The 2,258-nt window shown below is 39.6% G+C and carries 2 protein-coding genes; one reads left to right on the forward strand and one right to left on the reverse strand.

The window, feature by feature from the left end; genetic code table 11:
• Positions 1 to 212 precede the first annotated feature (212 nt).
• Complete coding sequence (locus tag OQ5_RS0119740; RefSeq protein WP_016779148.1) at positions 213 to 1,229, reverse strand: gliding motility protein GldB; 1,017 nt, start codon at positions 1,227 to 1,229, stop codon at positions 213 to 215.
• Between the two features lie 231 nt (positions 1,230 to 1,460).
• On the opposite strand from OQ5_RS0119740, the gene OQ5_RS0119745 reads away from it, so the two are divergent.
• Positions 1,461 to 2,093 (forward strand): porin family protein, encoded by a 633-nt coding sequence (locus OQ5_RS0119745; protein WP_016779149.1) that lies wholly within the window; start codon positions 1,461 to 1,463, stop codon positions 2,091 to 2,093.
• Positions 2,094 to 2,258: the final 165 nt, after the last annotated feature.

The raw sequence follows: 2,258 nt of genomic DNA on the forward strand, positions 1-2,258 counted from the left end.
GAAAACTTATGAATAAAGCAGGGTAAGATTATTATTAGAACAACTATTGATTTTTTTGTAGGTCAGTACTATCAACCCTTACTTACTAAATTACTTTTAATAGAATCTAATAATCTAACATCTAACTTCCAGCCTTTAACTTCTGCGTGGCTTTTACTTAAATCTAAATATCTAATTATTTAAGCACTCTTTGTTATGCTCCTTTCATTATCTCAGGGTCTGTATTTTGCCTGTGACAAAATTCTGTGCGGATCGGAGGCTTGCATCATATCCCGGAATGATTTGTCCGGGTGTTCTTCCATCCACGATTTCATAATTTGGTAACCGATGTATCGGCCGGTTCTGCCGGGTGATTCCTGTCCGAAAACACTGGTGAACGGAGCCGGCCCTATATATTTACGTATGAGCATCTGGTCGGTGGAGAAAAGATGTTTATGTTCCACCATTGAGGACCACATAAATTCTTCGTTTTTATCACACCATTTCATCTCTTTCTCCGAGTATCCAAAAAGTAATGTGTCCGGTATGTCCGGTATGGTATGTTTGACAAAGAGTAAGATTTTACCATGGTAAACCATCTGGCTGATGAGATCGTCTATGGAATCGTTATAAGCATATTCGGTCATTGCTATAGCTCTCATTACATCAGGAACCACTCTTTCGGGAAACATTTGTGTCCGAAGATATTTGGGAGTTCCCAGCCATTCGTAAAAAATGCAATTCCGGCCAAGGTATTTTTCTACGCTTACCGAAACCCAGCCCGAATCTACAACCATGGACTCATTAAAACCGGAAATATGCAGGTAAAGGTCGGGAACACTCATTTCAGGGTAGTAGTGTTTGTAATATTTAAATGCCTGAATGAGTTCTTTATGGATTTTTTCTTTTCTGTGTTCCGAAAATACTTTCCGGCAGGTGTCAAAGACCTCCTTGTTGGGTTTATATGAAAGAAAGCGACCCAGGTTTTCTGAGAACTCTTTATTCCCGGGTTTTCCTACTCCTATAATACCTTCACAGTAAGCAGTGAAATAATCTCCGTACTTTTTTTGAAGCTCTTCTGTATATTCGTCTGTATTTTCGGGTGGTATGGCAAACAGTTCTTCATAAAAGGGGATTAAATCCGACTCAACCTCTATGTCGGAAACATCGGGTGCATTGTTGAAAAGATTACAACCGCTTGCAAAAAAGACGAGAGACAGAGTGATTAGAAACGAATATTTAATTTTCATTACAGCTATTTCTTTAAAAAACCGGAAATGGTCTATCTTTACATTCGATTACAGATGCTAAGATATTAATTTTAACCTGAATTTTTTGGTGAAAAACGGGCTTATTTTTGCCTGTCCGATATTGGTTCTGCTTTGTCAGATTGAATGGGACTATTGAGGTCTTCAGCTTTTCTGTAAAAATAGATACTGAAGTTGGAATTAAAGATCAGCACCAAATAAAAAAGCAACCTTATGAAGAAACTGATTTTAACTACCGGCTTGTTTTTACTGGCATTAACGCAACTAATTGCCCAGGAAGCAAAAAGTATACGTCTTTCATTTGTTGCCGAGCCGCAAATTTCGTGGTTAAAGCCTGATATAGATGGCGTTGAATCGAGGAGTAGTATGGCAGGCTATAATTTCGGAGTTGTACTCGACCGCTTTTTTGCCGAGAATTATGCCATCTCTACCGGGCTGACTATCAACCGTACAGGCGGGAAACTGACCTATTCGGGTGATACGGCTAATGAGGATGCACCGGTAGGCGATAAAGATTATAAACTGCGATATATTGAAATTCCTTTTGGATTGAAACTGCGTTCGAATGAGTTTCGAAGAAGTTGTTTTTACGGACGTTTCGGACTGACGCCCCAAATTAACATTGAAGCCCGCGACGGTGATGACAAATCCATTGGTGATGAGGTGAAGTTGTTTGATCTTGGTTATCACCTCGGTGCCGGACTGGAATATTCTATCGGCGGTTCCAATGCCTTGATGTTCGGGCTTGTTTATCACAGCGGGTTTACAGATATAACTGATGAACCCGGCTATGATGATAAGACTGTATTGAACCGCCTGGTTTTCGAAATTGGTTTTATTTTTTAGCAGCTAATACGGGGAAGGCGGAACTGATGCTTTAAACGCAGAGACGCTAAGACGCAGAGTTTTTATATGAAATTTATGAGATGTCGTCTGTGTTTTGAAATATCTGAATTTCAAGTGCTTGTAGTGGCTATGGCATGTGAATTGTTGCAGATTGTTATTAACCTG

This window comes from Anaerophaga thermohalophila str. Valhall (assembly GCF_000250735.1).
GTDB lineage: Bacteria > Bacteroidota > Bacteroidia > Bacteroidales > Marinilabiliaceae > Anaerophaga > Anaerophaga thermohalophila_A.